This is a genomic window from Psychrobacter sp. Ps7 (genome assembly GCF_022129225.1).
In the GTDB taxonomy this organism is placed as follows: Bacteria; Pseudomonadota; Gammaproteobacteria; order Pseudomonadales; family Moraxellaceae; genus Psychrobacter; species Psychrobacter immobilis_A.
Map to the genome: position 1 here is coordinate 70,054 of NZ_JADQAH010000004.1, position 20,578 is coordinate 90,631.

Sequence of the window (20,578 nt, forward strand, 5' to 3'; positions counted from 1 at the left end):
AATTTATAGCACGTCCATAGTAAAGCAGAAAAACAGCTTATATATGGATCACAAAGCGGTGCTACCTAGAATTTGCTGGTCAATATTGCCTATTGTGAATAATAAAATAGACGCTGACGAGTAGTGTAGATAGTGGCAGAGCTAGCGATTCATCATAGAACAGTTTTGTTAAATAAACTTACTATAATATTAAGTGCGCTGTCTAAACGTCTACTGTTGAGATTTTCTAATAAACGTTTTTTAATAAGCGTCATGTATGATGAAAATCGGCTTAGCCTGTTTACATTTATAAAAATCATGAATGAATTTATCGTTCTTAACGGTAAAAGAATTTAAGCGTCATCCATTACCGTAAATACTAAGCCTTCACCTTCTACAAAACTTACTTGTACAGATTTGTCAATCACGTGCTCAGGTAAGTTGTCTCGTAAGCAATAAGTTCCCGCCACTGACACCAAAGAAGGGTTAAAAACTTGACAAAAAATACGGGCATCTTTGTCACCAGTAGCGCCAGCAACCAAGCGCCCTTGGGCACGACCGTAAACGTGCAAGCTATTATCGGTAATCGCTTCCGCGCCGCTATTGACACTATTGGTCAAAATCAAATCACCGCCCACGTGATTCAGGCTTTGTCCTGAACGTAGCATTTGATCGTAAATTAGGCTAGTAATATGCTCAGCGCTCACCAATGTCTCTGCTGTGGTGGTTGCTATCGTTGTTTCTGTATTTGACTCGTTGATGGCTGCAGTATCATTGTTACTGGTTGATTCTGTATGTTTATGATCGGGAGCTTTACTTACTTGCGTTGCAGCTTTCTTGCTAGGTAAAATACGCTCAATACGTTTGCCATCAGCAGGGAAGATGGCCAATCGCTGTTCACGGGCTTGCGCATCTAGTGTGCCAGTCACGACGCCAATAGGCTGTAAGCCCCACGACCATAAAAGCTCTACCAATGCTGAGAGATCTTGTTCAACCTCGCTATCGATAAGGATCGGGATATTGCTAGATTTATTACTAAGCGTTGCGGCAAGCTGGGCGTCTATCGCACTTAAATCATCTGTGCTAAATTGCAAACGTGAAAAAGTCAGCATCTTGCCATAAAATGCCAACGCTGGTAATGCTGGCGCGGCGCTCGAGCCTTGGCTGTCGTTGTCTGAAACTGTCATATATAAATCCTCAAGAGATAATTCTGTCGCTGTATCCACGGTGTTGTTTTTATTATCGAGTCATACCATTCATTTGCTTGCTAAGCCTAATGTTTTTTAGGTATGGCGTGCTATTAGCAGTATGAATTATAGATGAAGCATCTCTTGATGCTTCCACTGCTGCACTTTTACCTGCGCTTCAAATTCTGTCAAACTGTCATCAATGATACTCGAAATCAAGGTATCTAACGCAGTATTATCCGTATCGATACTGGCAATGCCATTGGCAATTGCTACCATCAATGAATCGAGGCGTTCAGGGTCTAGAAGGCGTTTATTGAGTGCGTAAACGACATTTTCGCCTATATTGTGCCCGACGTGTTGCAACTGTGATTCAATCAAGCTACCGGCAATCGGTATCATGCGTAGGTAGCGACGCAGCTCAGGCGTATTGGCCAAACCCTCTTCAATAGCATTGCCCATCTCGCTGGCTAATATACTGCCGCCACCTGATGCTGCCGTCAACTCCTGCAGTTTTGGTGCTAGCTCTGTGCGCAGTATCGACAGCACTGCTGCCTCAATCTCGTTACGATTACGAGTTATCGTTGATTCAATAAAAGATTTATGCGTTTTAGGATCGGTCAGTTGCTGCCGAAAGTTTTGGATAGTTGTCAATATGACGCGGTCGGACAGCTCTTCTAATAATAAGTCGATATAGAACCTAATCCGATTGATCCATGGCTGCGGCAGCACTTGGTAACCAAGCTGGTATAAGCGTCGCCCAATGATGACCGCTCGGAATAAACGTAAGGCACGCAGCTGCGGAAAGCACCCCAATACTTCATACCAATGGACAAAAGGAAAAAAGAACCAGCGATAGTAGACGTTTTGTTTAATCGCAATCGCCCAACGTAGCAGTAGCTCAAAGATCAAAAATAGGGTAAAAAATCCACCAGCGGTACGTAAAGGCTCATGTAAGGTATTTTGATACCAACTGAGAGCATTGCTAATACTTAGCCATCCTGCGGCATTGCTACTAAAGCTACTCATTAAGATAGCATCAATACTAATCAATAATAGATCGATACTGATGGCAATAATCATCACGATGTCGTAAGTGAGTTTTAAGCGATTTGGCGTTGGTCGGTTTGGCGGTGGCAGCGTATTATCAGGCGGCTGATTGGATACAGGCGCTGAGTCTAGAGGCAGGCTAGTAGAAGAGGAAGCGGGCACAGTCAAACCTTATAAATGATAAATAGCACGAAAAATAAGCGGCTCAAATAGTACAGGGCTATCAAGTCACTAACGGTCAAAAAGTCATGGGCTCATGACTATTCACATTATCAATGAATAGAGCCAAAAAACAACCCATCTTTCATTATAATTACGCATTATCATTTATGAGTTGGGGTTTACAGTCAGCATTTACGAATCGGCATTTTAAACAACAGCGCTCAATCGTAGTTTTAAAACGACTTAAAGTAATTCACTGTTGTATGCCGTTGCTCTGTTAACGATGTCTCTAAGCATTCGGAGCTTTAGGGTTTGTTTCAAACTCAGCCAACATATCAGTAATACGCTGATCTTTTTGCTGCCAAATTTGCTCTACCCAATCAAACATTTGAGATTTTACCGCGTCATCATTTTCGTAACCACCATTTTTAATACCGTTAAATAATGCATCAGGCATCTCAATATAACGCACATCGACGCCCAAACGCTTGATGTTACCTTTCCACAAATCACTATAACTTGGCACACCATCAGGATAAACGATGGTCATATCTAGCATGCCATCGATGTCTTCGCCTAGCGCGTTAATGGCTAAAGATAGGCCGCCTGCCCGTGGCTTCAATAAATGCGTATAAGGAGACTGTTGCTTTGCATGTTTGGCTTTGGTGAAACGCGTACCTTCTAAGTAATTTAACAAAGTAAAAGGTTTGTCTTTTAACAGGGCACAGGCGCGTTTGGCTTCTTCGATGTCTTTGCCTTGTAGAGCAGGGTTTTTAGCGACGGCTTCTTTAGAATGCCGACGCATCATTGGGAAGTCTAAAAAGTAAAAGGCTTGACCCACAATCGGAATGTAAATCAATTCAAATTTGGTAAAAAACCGTGTCAATGGCAAGCGTTTTTCACTAATGTACTGCACGATACTGGTATCGACCCAAGACTGATGGTTGCTGACCAGCAAATATTTGCCATTGATGTGAACGTCATCGGGTAAGCTGATGCGCCAATCTTTACGTGGCAACATGTCATCGATCAAGGCACTGTTGCTACTGATCCAATAAGTCGCGATTTTGATGACCGCTTTGTCTGCGATAGGAGCACCAGTGATGACTTTGCCGACACCCATTAACCATAAGGGAATACTACCACCGAAGCTGTTGGCTGCAATAACCCCAGTCGCTGTCGCAAGTGAAACGGCTTTGCCTAATTTAGGGTTGCGTTCGTGTATTTTTCGAATAGTAGATGTCAATCGCATGCTAAATCCTTTTCGGTCAGTCTTATTAGTATATAAATGATTCATTGCCAGTTTTATTGCACAATTTTAGCAGAAACGGTTCAGAGTGTACGAGTGTAAACGTGACTTGTGATAACACCTTGCGCTAATGGGTAGTTAACAGTGAGAACACAAAGGTATCCAGTCATTGTGAAAGCCTCATTAAATCATTCTGCACTTCTCATACACAGGTGTGACAAAATATTACACATGATTAGATTGTAATTGCCATAATAATGACGAGTGTATATTAAGCATGTAGATGGAATTAACAGAAAATATTTATAAAAAGCACACTTTGTCTATAATTTTTTAAACTTAAGAGGAAATATTATGCGTAATACATTAATGATTGCAGCAGTAGCGTCAGGTCTAGCTCTTAGCGGTTGTGCTACTGATCCAAACACTGGACAACAACGCTTGAACAAAACTGCTATTGGTACATTGGCAGGTGCTTTAGGCGGCGGTGCAATTTCAAAAGCAACAGGTGGTGATAACACAGGTCGTGATGCCGCGATTGGCGCAGCTTTGGGTGCTGGTGTTGGTTACTACATGGAGCGTCAAGCCAAGCAGCTTGAGCAGCAAATGGCTGGTACGGGTGTAACCGTTACGCCAAATGCGAACGGTAATATTGACCTAGTAATGCCAGGCAACATCACGTTCTCATTTGATGATGCTTCTTTAAATCCATCATTTAGACCAACGCTTGATAAGCTTGCATCAACGCTAAATGAGTATAACCAAAACACGATAACGGTTGCTGGTCATACTGATAGCAAAGGTTCTGATGCTTATAACATGAAACTGTCACGCGATCGTGCTTACGCAGTAGCGAACTATTTAAGCGCACGCGGTGTGGCTTCTAGCCGTATCAATGTCGTCGCTTATGGTGAGTCTCGCCCAGTTGCTGATAACAGCAGCGAGTATGGTCGTCAGCAAAACCGCCGTGTTGAATTAACCATCAATGCGCCAAACAACGTACGTTAATTCATACGATGGTCTAGCTGTCATTATAGTGTTAAAAAAGGTCAGTGATAAACTGGCCTTTTTTTATGCCTGATATTTAGATTTCAAGTTGAAAATGATTTTAGGTATGAGAATTCCGTTAGTTTTAAATCAATATTAAAATATTTTTGGTGTTTCTATTTATAAGACAATCGTTAGCTAAATGGTTATATTAATATTAATTAAATATTGATAATGATTATCAATAACACTATAATTTACAAAGCTTTGTTATTGTGGCGATACTAGGGTAGGTTGTCAGTTCATTTGAGGCTTTTCTAAATGGACCAAAAATAGCTAAACTTTGTCTAATAGTGTCAAATTCTGGTCGATATTTTGATATTATGGGCGCTGTTTTTCTCATTTGACTGTCATTTATCTCATTTTTATCAGCATTATTTAAAATGAGGATATGCCCTAATGCTCTTTATTCAAAGCCCATTTTTCTTTTGCGATACTTTTTGAGGATATGTATGACGATTACCACAGTAACGAGCCGTAAGATTTTACCAACTACTTTAGCTGCTGCGCTTGCAGGGTTGTTAATGGTGTCGGGTTGTACCAAGCAAGCCAAGGAAGAAACGGACTCTACCGCCGATACGCAAACAGCGGTGCAAGACACAACCGCTGCAGATACGACGAAACTATCAGCGGTTGATCAAGCTTATACCGATAGACTTATGATCAGCTATGCCAACATGGCGCATGCGGCCTATAAAGATTCGCTAGATACTGCTAAAGCCCTGCAAACAGCAGTAGAGACATATGTGACAACACCAACCCAAGCAAACCTTGATGCGGCAAAAGTGGCGTATAAAGCCGCGCGCCAGCCGTATTCGCAAACTGAGATTTTCCGTTTTGATGAAGGCTTTGTGACAGCTAACGATAAACGAGTACTCGGTAGTATCGATGGTTGGGAAGGACAGGTAAATGCTTGGCCACTTGATGAGGCGCTGATTGATTACGTTAGTGATGGCTATGAAGGTGAATACAATAGCCAAGACAATATCATCAATAGCGATAGCATTACGGTCGGTAGTATCAAACAAGATACCAGTACTATCACTCCTGAGCTATTAGCAGAAATGAATGAGATTGGTGGCAGTGAAGCCAATGTGACGACCGGCTACCATGCGATTGAGTTTATGCTGTGGGGACAAGATAACAACGGCGTTGGCGAAGGTGCAGGCAATCGTCCAGTGACAGATTATGTGACTGAAGCGGGTCAATGTACCAGTGGTGAGACGGTCAATGAAGATGCTGGTATATGTGAGCGTCGTGGCGCGTTCTTAAAAGCAGCGACTCAATTACTGGTTGATGATTTGACTGCAATGGAAGCTGAGTGGCAGCCTGAGAGTGAGAATACCTTACGTAGCGACCTGATGGCTCGCAAATACGATAATGGTCTACGCCAGATCATGTATCAGATGGGCAGCCTAGCATTGGGTGAGCTTGCTTCTGAGCGTATACAGGTTGCGTTTGTAACGGGCTCTACCGAAGATGAGCACGAATGCTTCAGTGATTTGACCCATCTAAGCTATGCCAATAATGCCCGTGGTATCCAAAATGTCTTTAACGGCAACTATAAGACAGTCGCTGGTAAGAGCGTCGGTGGTTATGGTGTTAAAAACTATCTAGTCGATACCAACAATAAAGAAGCGGCTGATAAATTGGCGACTGACTTTGCTAAGGTAGAAGCCGCCTTTAATGTGATTGTTGAAAAAGGTGAAAAAGAAGGCATCAAAGTTGATCAAATGATTGCCACCGCTGGTCAAGTAAGTAAACAAGGTATTTCAGCTGAAGAGCAAAATACCCGTCGTAGCTGGATTGAAAATAGTATCACTAGTTTACAAGAACTGACAGCTGGTATCGAAAATGCGGCAAAAGCGGTCGGTATTGACAATTTAGATGCTGACGCAGGTTCGCAGTTTTAATTGCTCATTAATCTACTGGCTTAACAGCAAGCATAGCAGTGATTGACATAGCAGTGATCGATAATGCCTGACAAGTCGTTATAAGCTAATGAGAATTATTTTCATGGAAAAATAATTTAGGTATAATACACACGTTGTCGACTACCGTTGGCAGCGTGTTTTTTTACCATATTAAAATAGCCTGATAGGTCAGTACGTCATTACATTGCTGTACCTTATCGACTAGAAGTGAAACACTTTATAGCATGCGATTTTAATGGTTCTAGATTAGAACTAAGGTACTCTTTATGAACACCACGATGAACACCACAAATATCTTTAAAGCCAAAACCCCTGCCTCTTTTTATGCGCCTTTTATCAGTAAAACCACCCTGTTAAAGCCAACGCTTGGTATTCTATGTGTGCTATCCCTTAGTGCTTGTCAGCCGACGGACAGTGTGTCTGATGATATTTCTGAAAACGAAAAATCTGCCATTAATAATGCTGACAACCCAACGCTAACACCTGAACGCCTCCAAACCATCGAAACGCTCGCTGGCGTACCAATGCAGCAATTGGCAAGCTTTGATCCGCAAGAGGTCAAGCAAGGTGGTGATACTGGTATTAGTATTAGCAGCGCTGAGAGTTACTCTAAACCTTCATCAAACTTGACGGCCTCACGAAAAGGGCATTTCTTTATTGGTAATGCGTTTTTTCGGCAACCCTGGGTGATTGCCCCTGCCAGCACCGACAGCCGCGATGGTCTGGGCGCATTGTTCAATGTTGCTGCCTGTCAGTCGTGCCATGTCAAGGACGGTCGCGGTCATGCACCGATGACCAGTGATGACGATGCCGATAGCTTGCTTATTCGCCTTGCGATGCCAGCGACCACCGATGAGCAGCGTCAGCAACTGCAAAACTCACTTATCGAAAAAGTCGTTCATCCTATGTATGGTGGTCAGCTACAAGATCGAGGCATCCAAGGTGTGCCTGCTGAAGCCAGAATTGCAGTCCAGTGGACAGACAAGCCCGTTACTTTTGCAGATGGTCATATCGAAACATTGCGTGCGCCCACCTTTAATTTAACCAAACCGGGTTATGGTGCATTTGATGATGATTTGATGGTGTCGCCGCGAGTGGCTTTACCGATGATTGGGCTTGGATTACTTGAGCAAATACCGGATGAAGCGATTAAAAAACAAGCGGTTGATAATAAAAATAGTACGAATGGCGATATCAGTGGCAAGTTCAATTGGGTCATGGATCCACAGACTGGCAAGCATGCCCTTGGACGCTTTGGCTGGAAAGCTGGGCAAACTAAGCTGATTACTCAAAACCAAAGTGCTTTTAATGAAGACATGGGCTTGACCTCAAATATACGTCCTCATGAATCCTGTATGCCGACACAGACGGCTTGTATGAATGCGACGAATGGGGCTGATGAGCAAGGCAATGGTAGGCCGCCTGTTGAAGTCAATGATGAAGTGGCTAAGTTTGTGGAGTTTTATACACGCAATTTGGCAGTACCGCATCGGCGTGATGCTGACGATACGCTAGTGCTAGCGGGCAAAAAACGCTTTTATGATATAGGTTGCCAAAGTTGCCATACGCCAAGATATCAGTTGTCAAAAACCGACGATGACCATCTTGAGCAGCATGGACAAGTGATTTATCCTTATACGGATTTGCTATTACATGACATGGGTGATGATCTTGCCGATCGCACGATTGCTGGGAAATTACCCGCAAAAAATATCCAAGTTGAGTTTTTAGCTAATTCTTATGAATGGCGTACGCCTGCTTTATGGGGCATTGGTCTGGCACAAACGGTCGATCCACAAGCGACATTTTTGCATGATGGTCGCGCCCGTACGTTGATGGAAGCGGTGCTATGGCACGGCGGTGAAGCCCAAAAGCAACAGCAAAAAGTACTCAAACTTGACAAACAAGGTCGTTCTGAATTGAATGCGTTCTTACAGTCATTATAGAGATAATGTCATTTATCTATGCTAAATGACTGAGCAATAACTGAGAAAATAAGTAAGTGTTGATAAGGTTATCCGCCCAATCAAACACTAGAGACTAGAGCTTGTAAAGATTAGAATTTAAACCATTATTGATAATAATATTGAGAAATTTATGAAAATAAACCATGCTTTAGCGATGGCCTTATCGGCCTTAAGCGCAGGCTTGCTGATCAGCTGTGTTAAACCGGCTGATGACAATAAAGCGCCAGAAGTAGATAGCCAAAAAGTTGCGCAAGACAGTGCGGCATCTACCAGCGCTGCAGAAAAAGATAGTAGTGGAGATAAAATTACCGCTGTCGATATTAGTGCCGAGACCGAAAAGACCTATTTGACCCATGTGGCAAATGACATTGTCATTCCAGCCTATGCGGATGCCGCAAAACAGAGTGATTTATTGCATGATTTGGCACAAAAGCATTGTCAGCAAGCACCAGTCAGCGGTGATGAGCTGCAAGCACTGCGTGATCAATGGCTAGTGCTCGCACAAGCATGGGCAGGCGCTGAGATGATTAACTTTGGCCCAGCGACCGCCAGCATGAGTAATTTATATATCAATTACTATCCTGATGAGCGCGGTCTGGTACACAGTGGCGTTGCCGATCTAATCGCTGCCAATCCTAAGCTCACCGCCGAGCAATTGGCTAACGAGAGTGCCATCGTGCAAGGGGTGCCAGGATTAGAAGAAGCGCTATATGCCAATGACAGTCTGGATGCTGCTCAATGTGCTTATGTGATGAGTGCAAGCAGTGCTTTGAGCACACGCCTAAAAGATATTGAGAAAAACTGGCAGCAAAATGCCACTAATCTATTAGCCATTGATAAAACGGCTGACAGCGATCAAGGGTTGAATCAATGGTTTAATTCTTTACTCTCGTTGGTTGAGACCATGAAGTCTAATGCCATCGATCAACCGTTAGGCTTAACAGGAAAGGCAAAAGGTCATTTGCCAGCCGCTACCGCAGAGCAAAGCCGTGCCATTATCAATGCTAAATTGGCGACATTGAATGAAGTACTGACGGATCCCGTTTTGACCGCTATTTTGGGCAGCAATAATGAAAATGAAGTAGCGGATAATTTATCAACCGCGCTTGCTGATGCCACCACATTATTAGCGCAAATGCCAGAAGACTTAGGGACCGCCGATAAAGCCACTCAACAAGAGCTGTTTGATCACCTCACGACTATTACACGTATTATTAAGCGCCAATTAATTCCGACACTGGGTATCCGTGTCGGCTTTAACAGTACTGATGGCGATTAAAAAATGCACTCTATCGATACTAATACAGCAAATAAACTACCGCGGCAGCCAGAAGATAAGCAGTCTAATAATGAGCTGCTGGCAACATCAGCATTGACGATGCTTTCTGCTTTCATGGGGACAGCTGCGCTTGTCGGTATTCATCATCGTTATCGCAAGCAGCGTCAGCCTGATGCCCGCTTGCAGGATTATGTCGTAGGCATACGTTCGCAGTTGCAGTCGTTAACCTCTACACCAACACCCCAGCTAGCACGGTTTAGTTACGCTTGTCAGCAAGCCGCTACTGCATGGCAACACGCTTATCATTTATCGCTAGATGATAAGAATAATACCAACCATCATAGCGTCGCTGACTTTAGCACGGCACATACCACCACCGTACTGACGCGACCCGTTTGTTGGGTTAGCGGTGTCGCCTCTATGCCAAAAAATAGCGCATTAGCAAATGATGAGCAGCGTGCTGACAATAATTTTGGTGTGGTCGGTATCGACGCTAATCGACAAATTGTTTGGCAAACGACCATGCCTGAACGTGTTCACGATATTGTCGTTCAGCCCATCGCTGATATTAAAAATGCGTTTATCGATAGTAAAAATAGAGATGTCGTGGTGATGGGGCGTCGTCCGAGCGAAAAGTTTTGGGTGCTTGATACTGCGACAGGACAAGTAAAATTCGCCATTAACGCTGCAAACAACCGTCATTTTTATGGACACGCTTGTTATAGCTTAGATGGTAAGTTGCTGTATGTGACCGAGAATGACACCATAAGTTTGGATGGTAAAATCGGTATCTACGATGCTTACGATAATTATAAAAAAATAGCAGAGTATGACTCGTATGGTATCGGTCCGCATGAGCTGATTATGCATCCTGATGGCGAGACGTTGGTGATCGCTAACGGCGGTATCAAAACCGAGCAAGCGTCGCGTGAAGAGCTCAATTTAGACAGCATGTGTCCTTCATTGGTTTACATCAGCCGTCATAATGGTGCTTTACTTGAGCAGATTATGCCTGAGCACAATCAAATGAGCGTGCGTCACCTAGCCATGCATGACGATGGAACGGTGATGATAGGCATTCAATTCCAAGGTGAAAAACATATCAATGTGCCGTTAGTATTGACCCATAAGCGCGGTGATGCGGATTTTAAACCTCTTATTATGCCAAACGATCAATGGCAGCGCTTTCATCAGTATATCGCCAGTGTAGCGGTCGATAGTGCGCGTAACCTACTATGCGTGACCACACCTATTGGCGGTTGTGCAGCGATTTACGATTTAAATACTCGTACATTGATTGATGATGTTAGCCTGCCAGATTGTGCAGGTGCAGCAGTATTGTCTAATAATAATACTGAAAAAGCAGAAGATAATCATGAGCAATCAGCTTTCATCGTTAGTGATGGGCAAGGTCAATTGACCAGATTAACGGTCAATGATTTATCTATATCGAACTCAGATATCGTCACTACAAATCAAGCTATCGTTAAAGACAGTCAATGCCATATGATGTCCTTTGATAATCATCTGCAAGCGCTATGAGCATGAATGTGCCGCCAATATATCAGTCTCCCCTATTAGAAAAATCGATACAGCATTTGGCGCAAGCAGGTATTGAGCTACATCTCAGCAAAAAGCGGGTTAAAAATATCAATTTCCGCTTAAAGCCACATCAATTACTGGTATCTGTACCACTATTTATTAGCCCAGCCCAAGCTGCGCAGGCTGTGATGAAGCGCGTGTCATGGGCGATAGCAAACCACCCACAAGTATTAGAGCAGTATAAACGGCAAAAACTTCCTTTAGCGCAAGCTTTAACTGCTGATAGTACTTTGCTATTGTGGGGTAAAGAGCAACCGTTCACTTTAAACCATGATGAAAAACTTGCCTATTATCGGCAACATCTTTCTGAAGCGATACCTGCATTATTTGCAAAGTGGCAACCGATTGTCGGTGCGACAGCCAATGAGATACGCCTAAAAAAAATGCATACGCGCTGGGGTAGTTGTAACACGCGTGCGCGCCGAATTTGGTTATCTGTGTATCTGCCTGCTTATCCTATCGAATGCACCGAATACGTCATCGTCCATGAGCTGTGTCATTTACACCATGCCAATCATAGCCGCGCTTTTTGGCAAACGGTGGCAACCGCAATGCCTGATTATCAGCATTGGCATGATATGCTGGCAGGGAAGACGGGAAAATTAGATTAAATGATTTATCTAAATAATATCCATAATCTTAAGGCATGTCCTCATTTTCATCACTATCTTTAAAATGAGACACGCTCTAATAAGCCTGATATGATAAGACATAACGATATAAATCGTGTCGTTTAAATAATAATTTTGTCTACAGGGATGTCATATGGAAAACGTCAATCAAGCGGAGTTTTGGCAGCAGCGTTATGAGCAAGACAGTATCGGTTGGGATATGGGACAGGTATCGCCACCGCTCAAAGCCTATATTGACCAACTGCCCGAATCTGCCAAAGAGCAAGCGATTCTGGTGCCAGGTGCGGGCAATGCTTACGAAGTAGGTTATTTACATGAGCAAGGGTTTACCAATGTCACCTTGGTAGATTTTGCCTCCGCGCCGATTGCAGCATTTGCTGAGCGTTATCCTGACTTTCCAGTTGAGTATTTAATCTGTGCCGACTTTTTTGAGTTATCGCCTGAGCAGTATCAGTTTGATTGGGTGCTTGAGCAGACGTTTTTTTGTGCGATAAATCCATCACGCCGTGACGAGTATGTGCAGCAGATGGCAGCGTTACTGAAACCGAATGGTAAGCTGATTGGTTTGCTCTTTGATAAAGACTTTGGACGAGAAGAACCACCGTTTGGCGGCACAAAAGCTGAATATCAACGGCGTTTTGAGCAGCGTTTTGATATTGAAATCATGGAGCCAAGCTATAATTCACATCCTGCACGGCAGGGCAGTGAGCTGTTTATTAAGATGCGTGTAAAAGCGTAATTTCGTGCTCAATATTTTTTCTAGCCTGCTTCTCTAACCGTGCATAGTAATAATCTGTCAGATAAAGCGTTGGATGTGCCAGTAATGCTTTTAATACTGCCATGCGTCCGACGCGATACTCGTCATCTAAGACATGCGTATACTCTTGGCGTACAGCGTGAGCATAGTGTTCATACTCCGACCAAGATGACCCTAAAATACTTAAGTCCATATCTAGGAAATAAGCGGCATCGCTGTATTTTTCTCTCTCTTTAGTTTCGTTTGACCATTTGTCAATTTGATGACTAGCCGTCATCATAATCAATGCGTAGATATGTTGGCATTGCTCCGCACTTAAATAATCAGTTAATGACTCTACTGCATATTCTGCACTTTTAAGCTCGTTATCTGAGCGCGTCGGTTCATATATCACATCATGATACAACAGTGCTAACGCAATGATATGCGGCTCATGCAAATTATCCTTAACCTGATCGAACTGCCCAAACAACTGCTGAATATGCTGCAAGCTATGATAAACACGCTGCGGCTCGTTATATCGTATGGCGATATTTTGCCAAAGTATGCTCACTTGTTCTAGCGTGATATGGCTACTTATAGCGGATAAATGCCACGTGAAAATCGTACCAAGCTCAGTATTTAGTTGCGACAAATCGTCCATCGTTAACCTTCATTTGATAACTGCTGGCAATTTACAACCAACAGATTATTCTTTATTAGCAGCATCTTCAAAGGCTTGCTTAAACACTTTACCCAATAAATTGACATCATCGACGCGGGCGTAGTTCAAACGGGTGACAAAGGCAATATGACGATGCGGCCCTTTCTCAGCGAGTGGTATCGCGACGGCATTTTGGTTCTGCAGATGCAGCTGGTCGAGCGCCATTTCTGGCACCAATGTCGTCCCCATATTGGCAAGTGCCATTTGAATCAGGGTGTTTAGACTGGCATCTGAAAAGCTTGATTTCATCTGTGCACGGTCAAAATGACAGACAGAAAGGGTTTGATCGGTCAAGCAATGCCCTTCGCCGAGCAGCATAAGATTGGCGGTAGCCAGCTCATCCGCGTTGATGGTTTCAAGCTTGGCATGCACATCATCTTTTGGGAATACGGCAAAGAAATCCTCGCTCCAAAACTCAAAGCTGTGCAAACCATCGACCGCATAAGGCAGCGCAATAATAGCCGTATCAATATGACCGTAACGCACTTGCTCTAGCAAACGCTCCGTTTGTTGCTCAACGATGGTCATACGAAATTCTGGATAATTGGCTCGCAGGGCAGGTAAGACTTTTGGCAACAGATAAGGCGCAATCGTTGGAATGATACCGACAGTCATCGGATATGCCAGCGGCGATTGATGGCTATGGGCGCGTGTGGTCAAATCATTGACTTCAGAAAAAACTCGCTGCGCCCGCGTTAAAATGTCTTCACCGATAGGGGTAATCAATACTTGCTTATTATTACGCTCAAAAATCTGCGTATCCAGTTGCTTTTCTAACTCGGCGATACCCAAGCTCAGTGCCGATTGCGAGATATTACAGTCTTCTGCTGCACGTTTGAAGTGACGGTGTTTGGCCACTGCTAAAGCAAACTCAAGTTGACGTAAAGTAATCATAAAACCTCTCTATTAATGGGTTTTTAACGCGATATATTAGGCTGATTCATTTGGTGTACCAATTCGATATCCAAACTCGATGTCATCTTAAAGTAACCTAACGGCTGTATAGTGACTGACGCATGCTCTATAGTGGCTGATGCATAATGCACTGATGATAAAAAGTAGAGAGAATAGTTTAACAAGTTTAATAAAACAAAACATCACATTAAAAACTTTTAACTGGATTAACGATAGAATTCGCGTATAGTTTGTCAGGTAGCCCAAAGCAGTAAAGGCTTAATAGAAACAATCATACCAAGAAATTTTAATCAACTTAACTATCAATCAACTATAAAGGAGCCAATCATGGCGTCTATTATCAATCAAGAAATCCCAGAATTTTCAGCTGATGCGTACGTTAATGGTGAATTCAAAACCATCACTTCTGAAGATGTAAAAGGCAACTGGGCAATCTTTTTATTCTACCCAGCTGACTTTACCTTTGTTTGCCCAACTGAACTTGAAGACATGGCGGCTCATTACGACGAGCTTAAAGGTTTGGGCGTAGAAGTATACTCAGTATCTACTGATACTCATTTCACGCATAAAGCATGGCATGATTCTTCAGAAGCGATCGGTAAAGTACAATACCCAATGATCGGTGATCCTACTGGCCGTATCACTCGTGGCTTTAACGTCATGATCGAAGAAGCAGGTTTGGCTGAACGCGGTACATTCCTAGTTGATCCAGACGGCTTGATTCAAGTTGCTGAGATTCATGCTGGTGGTATTGGCCGTAGTGCAAAAGACATGCTACGTAAAGTGAAAGCAGCTCAATATGTTCGTGAAAACGATGGCGAAGTTTGCCCAGCCGCTTGGGAAGCTGGTCAAGAAACGCTAAAACCAAGTCTTGATCTTGTTGGTAAAATCTAACTCTTGATTTAACGAACTGGCTCAATACTTTAGATATTTGTAGTGCTGTATATCCTACTTTGAGTTAAATCAGCATTATAAATGAAGACCCCATCAGCATAAGTTGATGGGGTCTTTTTATGTCATTTATCAATAAGTGTTTTTATTCATGCATCGTGATAATAAGTGAAGCGCTAAGCATGAGATTGTAGTTTATTTTTATCAATTATCTTATAAATCTCATCTTTTAAATGCAGTTTTCGTCGTTTCATCAGTTCAATTTCTTCATCGCGACTGGTGTGTGTCACCAAGTTTTTATCCAACTGATTAATCTGCTGATCTAGCTGGGTATGCTCATCAAAGATCGTCGCAAAATGACTGTCTTTTAGCTTAAGCTCAGCAATAATGTCTTTGTTATCTTGCCATGTATCAGTCTTTCTCATGTTGTCATCCTTGTTATGAAGCGCAAGTTTGCAGTAAGCATCCGCGCATGGTCGTAAGATTGTTTTGATGAATTGCTATGATTTTGAGACTTGATTTTATTAAGCCAAAACACTATTTAGCTCAATATGGATAAGACCTAATAGTAGCAGAAAGCTTCTTTGATAAACTTGCATAAAAGACAATCTGCAACGAGGGAAATAAGAGTTTTTCTTATTAACTTCATTTGATTGTAGCGAAAAAATAGCCTTGTTACCATGAGAATAATCCACATATAGATTAATATTTAATTATAAATGATAATTAATGATTGGTTTTATAAAACGTAAGGTTTGAGTTTCTCAGCTTGCCGAAACCCTCAGAACCTATGATAATAGAGACATCAAAGGGCATAAACTTATGGCCTATAATATTTTAGATAAAATTATTAATACCAAATAGTCTATATTTGAACGAGCAACATGACAGTTGCCGTTACATATCCAGTAATGATGAGGAACAAACATGATAGATAAAAGTTTATTAGATGCCATCAAAAGTTACAGCGAAAAAATGACTCGTCCAATTACCTTTGTATTGGGTAGTGGCGAACATAGCAAGCGTGCTGAGTTGATTGATTTTTTGACTAAAATCGCTGGCACCACAGATAAAATCAATTTTGATGCAACAGCAACTGATGATAGCTTACCAAGTCCAATTAGCTTTAAAGTGGTCAGTCATGTCGATGGTGCATTGACTGATACGGGTATCGTCTTTAGTGGTATCCCCGGTGGTCATGAGTTTACTTCGCTGATTTTGGCTATTTTGCAAGCCGGTGGTCATACGCTAAAATTGGATGCAAGTATTCAAAAGCTGATTAAGCGTTTTAATAAGCCACTACAGTTTCAAACTTACGTGTCGCTATCTTGCCACAGTTGCCCAGAAGTGGTACAAGCGCTCAACCAGTTTGCACTATTGAACGATGGTATTAGCAACGAGATGATTGATGGTGCTCTATTCCAAGAGCAGGTTGATGCTAATAACATCCAAGGTGTACCAGCGGTATTCTTAAATGGTAAACCGTTTGCCAATGGTCTCATCGACACGGCCAAATTGATTGGAAAGTTGCAAGAGCAATTTCCTGACTTGTTAGCAGAAGCTGATGACGATGCTGAGCAGTTAGAGCAGCAAGATGTGACGATTATTGGTGCAGGTCCAGCTGGCGTTGCCGCTGCGATTTATACCGCTCGTAAAGGCTTAAAAGTGACGATGGTTGCTGATCGTATCGGCGGACAGGTGAAAGACACGCAGGATATCGAAAACTTAATTTCTGTGCCTTTAACCACGGGTACTGAGCTATCAGCGAACTTTGAAAAACATTTACGCGAATACGATATTACTTTAAAAGAGCACGTCAGTGTCAAAGAAATCAGTGAGACAGAAGATGAAAACTATCGCATTCATCTAAACACGGGTGAGACGTTTGAGACACGCAGTATTATCTTAGCGACGGGTGCTCAGTGGCGTAAGCTTGGTGTTCCGGGTGAAGAAGAGAACATCGGTAAAGGCGTGGCTTTCTGTGCTCACTGTGATGGCCCATTCTTCAAGGGTAAAGACATTGCTGTCGTTGGTGGTGGTAACTCTGGTATCGAAGCGGCATTAGATCTTGCTGGTATCGTGAAGCATGTGACTGTGCTTGAGTTCGCGGATGATTTAAAAGCGGATCAGGTATTGATTAACAAAGCCAAAGAAAAAGCCAATATCGAATTTATCACTGGCGCAGCGACGCAAGAAATTAAAGCGACTGATGGTAAAGTGACTTCGATCGTGTATCAAGATCGCAGTACAGGTGATACTCATGAGCGTGACTTGGCAGGGGTGTTTGTACAGATTGGTCTAGTACCGAACTCTGCGTTTGTCAAAGGCTTTGTTGATTTGAACCGTTTTGGCGAGATTGAGATTGATGAACGCTGCCGTACGGATCGCAAAGGTATCTTTGCTTGTGGTGATGTAACTACTGTGCCATTTAAGCAAATTAATATTGCGATGGGTGAAGGTAGCAAAGCGGCATTATCAGCGTTTGAATACTTGGTTATGCAGTAAGTTATTTCACGCTAAATTTATTCTAACAAGCCACCTCTTTTGAGGTGGTTTTTTATGGGTGCTGATATACTACTTGTAAAAATTTATCAATTAACTTATGTTCGTTAATATTTTATGAGAACATTAATAGTGAAAAATAAATATGCAATTCGCAAAAATAATCATTGGGTTAAATGTCTGCTTTTTATATCGTTTATATTTAGTGTAACCAATGCTTATGCAGGGCAAACCGTCAATGAGATTCTGAATGAATACTATCCCATCTATAATGAGACAAAGCAGTGTCAAGGTATTATGGCTAATAACGGTTCATCATCTGGCGAAGAAACACCGCATCAAAGCGGATATTGCATTGAGATTGATAGACAACTGGAGGTACGAACCAAGCAAGGTAAACGGTTATACATATCAGTCATTGGTGACGTCGCTTTTCATGAAAATGGTGCTGCGGCATATAGTTCTCACGCTGATACTGGTCTAGTGGGTATGTTCGTTTTAAAGCCACAAGGTTCCGGTTGGGAGGTGGAATACGCTAATCCAGTGATGAATGCAGGCGCTTCTGGTGCAGGACTAAAAGACTGGAAGCTGATACAAGTTGCCCCTGATATTTGGGGATTTATTAATATTCATAGTGATTCGCACTACATTCAATCTTTTTCTGAATACGTATTAATGACACCAGACCCTAAGTCAAAAAAAGTGATATATAGTCATATAGCTGCGAAAGCAACTACAGAAAACAATCCTATAGCACTATCTGGCTGTAGTAAAGATAGAAAGGTAGAATATTGCACATTATTGAAAGCCAAGCTCAATATCGATAAAACGACGCTGATAAATGGTTTTTACCCGCTAGAAATTACAATAAATGGTCATAAGTATAACTATGATGCCTCAAAAAAGAATACCTATAATAATCAGGTCTATAAAATAAAATACGAGCCAAAAAAAGGGTATCAAGTAACTAAAGATTATCCACTACAATAATTTTGTTTAGAGTTATTTAATTATTCAATTGAGGTATGTCTGATGCACGCCAAATTATATGGATCAATACTCATGTTAAGGTTATGTCTTAGTTTTGGACTATTAGGATTTGCCACCAATACCTCTGCTGCTGATAGCGTGATGGATATCCTCAAGCCATACTATCCGATTTATAATGAAGCATTAGGGTGTCATGGTGCGATTGCCCCTTCTGGTTCCGTAAGTGGTTTAACTAGAGAACCTTATATGACCGGCTATTGCATCGATATTGATCGGCAAAAAGTCATAGAGACGGATAAAGGTAAACGCTTATATATATTAATTACAGGCGATGTTAGCTTTGATGAAGATGGTAAAGAAGTTTTACGCGGTCATGGCGCTAGTGGTTTAGTCGGTATGTTTGTTTTAAAGCCTAAAGGTGAAGGTTGGCAAGTTGAGTCGGCCAATCCTTATATGAATGCAGGTAGTTGGGGGCTTGGTTTAGGCGGTTGGGGTTTAGAACAGTTTGCACCAAATACGTGGGGCTTTATGAATGAGCATGGTGATACGCATCAAGGTTACACGAGTACCAGCTTTGTGATATTGACGCCAAATGGTCGCGGTATAATGGAGAACTGGATTGGCGCAGGTTTTGATAGTGATGGTTCAGACAGTTGCGGTGGTAAGGGGCAGCGTCTGTGTAATGATAGGAGTGCTGATTTAGAAATTGATACCAGTAAAACGGTAAACGGGTTTTACCCTCTAAAGCTAACTGTGAATGGATATAATCAGGGTAAAACCTATAAAAATAGTATCTTTTCCATCAACTACCAAAAAAAAAGGCTATATAGAGCCTAATGAATATCCTTTAAAAGATAATTATTAAGCTCGTTTTCAATGATTCATTTTTGGTCAGCCAACACCCCAACCACCGAAAGTATCTCACCTGCTTCATCTTCTTTAATTACGCGAGTTTCTTCAAGTGCTGCCTCTCGCCAAGCCTGTAGATGAGGATTGTTTAACATCGTCTCACAATACTGTTTGGTCGTTGATTTCAACACTATGCCAGAGGCATCGGCATACGTTTGCAAACGTAGAATAACTGGTGCGAAAAAAGCATCAGCAGCCGTAAATGAGCCAAACAAGTAGCCGTCTTTTGAGCGCTCTTTCAGGCAATTTTCGAATATTGTTTCTATACGCGCGATATCATTTAAGCAGGCATTGCTAGGTTGTATTTTTGCTTTAGCTCGAATGTTCATCGGCATCTCACTACGAATGCCCATGAACCCTGAGTGCATCTCAGCGATGATGCTTTGGCAATAAGCGCTATTTATTCTGTTGCTAGTATTGGTCTCAGCGTCAGACTTCTTCAATCCTGTCCAAAGATCTAATTCTGTCAAATAATCATTGGCGTGAATGGCTATCGCTAAAGTATCCCATACCGTAACTTTTTCATCACCTTCACCATAGACCAAAACTGGCACTTTGCCTGTTGGCGCATGCTCATTGAGAATGGGTGTCGCGGATGGATGAAACAGCTCAATCAATTGCTCGTCGAAGTCAATATTGAAAGCTTTGAGCAATAGCCAAGCTCGTAATGACCATGACGAATAGTTTTTATTGCCGATGATGAGTAGCGGTTTTTGCATCATAAAATCCTATTGAGCTGTATAAGTAGTATTTTATTATGTGCTCAATATTAAAAATTGACCAGTCTATAGTTCAGTAATTCCAATAAAAAACGCCTATCCAA

Annotated in this window: 18 protein-coding genes; 11 read left to right on the forward strand and 7 right to left on the reverse strand. The window is 42.2% G+C overall.

Features of this window, described 5'->3' with window-relative positions; all coding sequences use genetic code 11:
• Window positions 1-332: 332 nt before the first annotated feature.
• The 3 genes from minC to I3257_RS02640 form a co-directional block, all read right to left on the reverse strand.
• Window positions 333-1,166 carry a septum site-determining protein MinC gene (gene minC / locus I3257_RS02630; RefSeq protein WP_238048733.1) on the reverse strand — a complete coding sequence of 278 codons (834 nt, stop codon included), beginning with the start codon at window positions 1,164-1,166 and terminating at the stop codon, window positions 333-335.
• A 126-nt stretch (window positions 1,167-1,292) separates the two neighbouring features.
• Window positions 1,293-2,378, reverse strand: a complete 1,086-nt coding sequence (locus tag I3257_RS02635; RefSeq protein WP_238048734.1) for a hypothetical protein — start codon at window positions 2,376-2,378, stop codon at window positions 1,293-1,295.
• 289 nt (window positions 2,379-2,667) lie between these two features.
• Complete coding sequence (locus I3257_RS02640) at window positions 2,668-3,630, reverse strand: acyltransferase (protein WP_109591811.1); 963 nt, start codon at window positions 3,628-3,630, stop codon at window positions 2,668-2,670.
• 351 nt (window positions 3,631-3,981) lie between these two features.
• Here I3257_RS02640 and I3257_RS14205 point away from each other — a divergent pair, with 351 nt between their 5' ends.
• From I3257_RS14205 to I3257_RS02680, 7 genes are all read left to right on the forward strand, one after another.
• Entirely contained in the window at window positions 3,982-4,635 is a 654-nt protein-coding gene (locus tag I3257_RS14205) for an OmpA family protein (protein WP_045444070.1), read from the forward strand.
• Window positions 4,636-5,126: 491 nt separating this feature from the next.
• Window positions 5,127-6,587 carry an imelysin family protein gene (locus tag I3257_RS02655; protein WP_238048735.1) on the forward strand — a complete coding sequence of 487 codons (1,461 nt, stop codon included), beginning with the start codon at window positions 5,127-5,129 and terminating at the stop codon, window positions 6,585-6,587.
• A 299-nt stretch (window positions 6,588-6,886) separates the two neighbouring features.
• Window positions 6,887-8,554 carry a di-heme oxidoredictase family protein gene (locus I3257_RS02660; RefSeq protein WP_238048778.1) on the forward strand — a complete coding sequence of 556 codons (1,668 nt, stop codon included), beginning with the start codon at window positions 6,887-6,889 and terminating at the stop codon, window positions 8,552-8,554.
• 151 nt (window positions 8,555-8,705) lie between these two features.
• Window positions 8,706-9,854, forward strand: a complete 1,149-nt coding sequence (locus I3257_RS02665; RefSeq protein ID WP_238048736.1) for an imelysin family protein — start codon at window positions 8,706-8,708, stop codon at window positions 9,852-9,854.
• 3 nt (window positions 9,855-9,857) lie between these two features.
• Window positions 9,858-11,396 (forward strand): DUF1513 domain-containing protein, encoded by a 1,539-nt coding sequence (locus I3257_RS02670; protein ID WP_238048737.1) that lies wholly within the window; start codon window positions 9,858-9,860, stop codon window positions 11,394-11,396.
• Window positions 11,393-12,067 (forward strand): YgjP-like metallopeptidase domain-containing protein, encoded by a 675-nt coding sequence (locus I3257_RS02675; protein WP_238048738.1) that lies wholly within the window; start codon window positions 11,393-11,395, stop codon window positions 12,065-12,067. The genes I3257_RS02670 and I3257_RS02675 overlap by 4 nt, the downstream gene beginning before the upstream one ends.
• A gap of 154 nt (window positions 12,068-12,221) precedes the next feature.
• Window positions 12,222-12,827, forward strand: coding sequence for a methyltransferase domain-containing protein (locus I3257_RS02680; RefSeq protein WP_238048739.1), 606 nt, complete (start codon window positions 12,222-12,224; stop codon window positions 12,825-12,827).
• On the opposite strand, the gene I3257_RS02685 is transcribed toward I3257_RS02680, so the two are convergent.
• Window positions 12,805-13,488, reverse strand: a complete 684-nt coding sequence (locus I3257_RS02685) for a hypothetical protein (RefSeq protein ID WP_238048740.1) — start codon at window positions 13,486-13,488, stop codon at window positions 12,805-12,807. The two genes, I3257_RS02680 and I3257_RS02685, sit on opposite strands and share 23 nt — an antisense overlap.
• A 45-nt stretch (window positions 13,489-13,533) precedes the next feature.
• Complete coding sequence (locus tag I3257_RS02690; RefSeq protein ID WP_201582013.1) at window positions 13,534-14,442, reverse strand: hydrogen peroxide-inducible genes activator; 909 nt, start codon at window positions 14,440-14,442, stop codon at window positions 13,534-13,536.
• Between the two features lie 348 nt (window positions 14,443-14,790).
• Between I3257_RS02690 and ahpC the strand changes: the two genes are divergently transcribed.
• Window positions 14,791-15,357 carry an alkyl hydroperoxide reductase subunit C gene (ahpC, locus tag I3257_RS02695; protein ID WP_045453533.1) on the forward strand — a complete coding sequence of 189 codons (567 nt, stop codon included), beginning with the start codon at window positions 14,791-14,793 and terminating at the stop codon, window positions 15,355-15,357.
• A 173-nt stretch (window positions 15,358-15,530) separates the two neighbouring features.
• Here the strand turns inward: ahpC and I3257_RS02700 are convergent, their stop codons facing one another.
• Complete coding sequence (locus I3257_RS02700) at window positions 15,531-15,779, reverse strand: DUF465 domain-containing protein (protein WP_045444089.1); 249 nt, start codon at window positions 15,777-15,779, stop codon at window positions 15,531-15,533.
• Between the two features lie 502 nt (window positions 15,780-16,281).
• On the opposite strand from I3257_RS02700, the gene ahpF reads away from it, so the two are divergent.
• The 3 genes from ahpF to I3257_RS02715 all read left to right on the forward strand — a co-directional run bounded on the left by ahpF (window position 16,282) and on the right by I3257_RS02715 (window position 19,683).
• Window positions 16,282-17,859: an alkyl hydroperoxide reductase subunit F gene (gene ahpF, locus I3257_RS02705; RefSeq protein WP_238048741.1), complete on the forward strand. Its 1,578-nt coding sequence runs from the start codon at window positions 16,282-16,284 to the stop codon at window positions 17,857-17,859.
• Between the two features lie 129 nt (window positions 17,860-17,988).
• The gene (locus I3257_RS02710; protein ID WP_238048742.1) at window positions 17,989-18,846 is read left to right on the forward strand and encodes a hypothetical protein; all 858 of its coding nucleotides are present in this window, start codon (window positions 17,989-17,991) and stop codon (window positions 18,844-18,846) included.
• Between the two features lie 72 nt (window positions 18,847-18,918).
• Window positions 18,919-19,683 carry a hypothetical protein gene (locus tag I3257_RS02715; RefSeq protein ID WP_238048743.1) on the forward strand — a complete coding sequence of 255 codons (765 nt, stop codon included), beginning with the start codon at window positions 18,919-18,921 and terminating at the stop codon, window positions 19,681-19,683.
• A gap of 44 nt (window positions 19,684-19,727) precedes the next feature.
• Here I3257_RS02715 and I3257_RS02720 read toward each other — a convergent pair whose 3' ends face one another.
• Window positions 19,728-20,477 (reverse strand): glutathione S-transferase family protein, encoded by a 750-nt coding sequence (locus I3257_RS02720; RefSeq protein ID WP_238048744.1) that lies wholly within the window; start codon window positions 20,475-20,477, stop codon window positions 19,728-19,730.
• Window positions 20,478-20,578: the final 101 nt, after the last annotated feature.

What these genes read in the sequence shown, in the direction of transcription:
- minC (WP_238048733.1), bottom strand. Translation starts at nt 1,166, where the DNA reads ATGACAGTTTCAGACAACGACAGCCAAGGCTCGAGCGCCGCGCCAGCA.
- I3257_RS02640 (WP_109591811.1), bottom strand. Translation starts at nt 3,630, where the DNA reads ATGCGATTGACATCTACTATTCGAAAAATACACGAACGCAACCCTAAA.
- I3257_RS14205 (WP_045444070.1), top strand. Translation starts at nt 3,982, where the DNA reads ATGCGTAATACATTAATGATTGCAGCAGTAGCGTCAGGTCTAGCTCTT.
- I3257_RS02655 (WP_238048735.1), top strand. Translation starts at nt 5,127, where the DNA reads ATGACGATTACCACAGTAACGAGCCGTAAGATTTTACCAACTACTTTA.
- I3257_RS02660 (WP_238048778.1), top strand. Translation starts at nt 6,887, where the DNA reads ATGAACACCACAAATATCTTTAAAGCCAAAACCCCTGCCTCTTTTTAT.
- I3257_RS02665 (WP_238048736.1), top strand. Translation starts at nt 8,706, where the DNA reads ATGAAAATAAACCATGCTTTAGCGATGGCCTTATCGGCCTTAAGCGCA.
- I3257_RS02670 (WP_238048737.1), top strand. Translation starts at nt 9,858, where the DNA reads ATGCACTCTATCGATACTAATACAGCAAATAAACTACCGCGGCAGCCA.
- I3257_RS02675 (WP_238048738.1), top strand. Translation starts at nt 11,393, where the DNA reads ATGAGCATGAATGTGCCGCCAATATATCAGTCTCCCCTATTAGAAAAA.
- I3257_RS02680 (WP_238048739.1), top strand. Translation starts at nt 12,222, where the DNA reads ATGGAAAACGTCAATCAAGCGGAGTTTTGGCAGCAGCGTTATGAGCAA.
- I3257_RS02685 (WP_238048740.1), bottom strand. Translation starts at nt 13,488, where the DNA reads ATGGACGATTTGTCGCAACTAAATACTGAGCTTGGTACGATTTTCACG.
- I3257_RS02690 (WP_201582013.1), bottom strand. Translation starts at nt 14,442, where the DNA reads ATGATTACTTTACGTCAACTTGAGTTTGCTTTAGCAGTGGCCAAACAC.
- ahpC (WP_045453533.1), top strand. Translation starts at nt 14,791, where the DNA reads ATGGCGTCTATTATCAATCAAGAAATCCCAGAATTTTCAGCTGATGCG.
- I3257_RS02700 (WP_045444089.1), bottom strand. Translation starts at nt 15,779, where the DNA reads ATGAGAAAGACTGATACATGGCAAGATAACAAAGACATTATTGCTGAG.
- ahpF (WP_238048741.1), top strand. Translation starts at nt 16,282, where the DNA reads ATGATAGATAAAAGTTTATTAGATGCCATCAAAAGTTACAGCGAAAAA.
- I3257_RS02715 (WP_238048743.1), top strand. Translation starts at nt 18,919, where the DNA reads ATGTTAAGGTTATGTCTTAGTTTTGGACTATTAGGATTTGCCACCAAT.
- I3257_RS02720 (WP_238048744.1), bottom strand. Translation starts at nt 20,477, where the DNA reads ATGATGCAAAAACCGCTACTCATCATCGGCAATAAAAACTATTCGTCA.